The organism is Thalassolituus sp. UBA2009 (genome assembly GCF_002335285.1).
Classification (GTDB): Bacteria; Pseudomonadota; Gammaproteobacteria; order Pseudomonadales; family Oceanobacteraceae; genus Venatoribacter; species Venatoribacter alkanivorans.
This window is the reverse complement of the sequence record NZ_DDCJ01000154.1, coordinates 16,503-17,093: the sequence shown is the minus strand read 5'-3', so window position 1 is coordinate 17,093 and position 591 is coordinate 16,503. Positions and strand designations below refer to the sequence as shown.

Below are 591 nucleotides of genomic sequence, written 5' to 3'. Positions count from 1 at the left end.
CTGCCAGGCGTTGGTCTGATGCACGGAAGGCGCATAATTCAGATAGTAAAATTCATCGTCGTGCTGGCGCCAGTTAACGGCAACATCGACACTGGGCCCGGCGGAATAACGCTGCTCGTGGGTAAGGTAAGCGTAGCGCTGAATGGTGTTTTCGTTCGCGCGCTTGTCGGCTCCGGCATAAAAGCCCTGAGCACCAAAGCCCCGGTCCAGATAGCCCAGTCCAAGCACCGTGGTGTGCGCATCGTTCTGATGCACCAGGCGGTAATTACCCTGCTGGCTGATGTAGTCCAGATCAGCACCCTTGATGTAGGTATCGGATTCCTGCTGACTGACCGCTGCAAAGTGGCTCCAGTTGCCCTGGGTTTTGGCCAGGCTCAGCAGACCACGGGCGTAATCTTTGCTGCCGGCTTCAGCTTTTAACAGCGCGCTGCGGCCATTTTCAGAGTCCACCTGCTTGCGTGTAACCAGATTGATCACCCCGGCATTACCGTTCGGGCCATACTGTCCGGCACCCGGGCCGCGGACAATCTCAATGCGTTCAATATCTTCCAGAGTAACCGGCAGATCGAAATTATGATGGCCGGTCTGCGG

The 591-nt window shown here is 56.7% G+C and carries 1 pseudogene; it reads right to left on the bottom strand.

The features are described 5' to 3' along the window. Positions 1-591 (bottom strand): annotated as a pseudogene (locus tag B3P58_RS19215) (hypothetical protein); the annotation flags it as partial.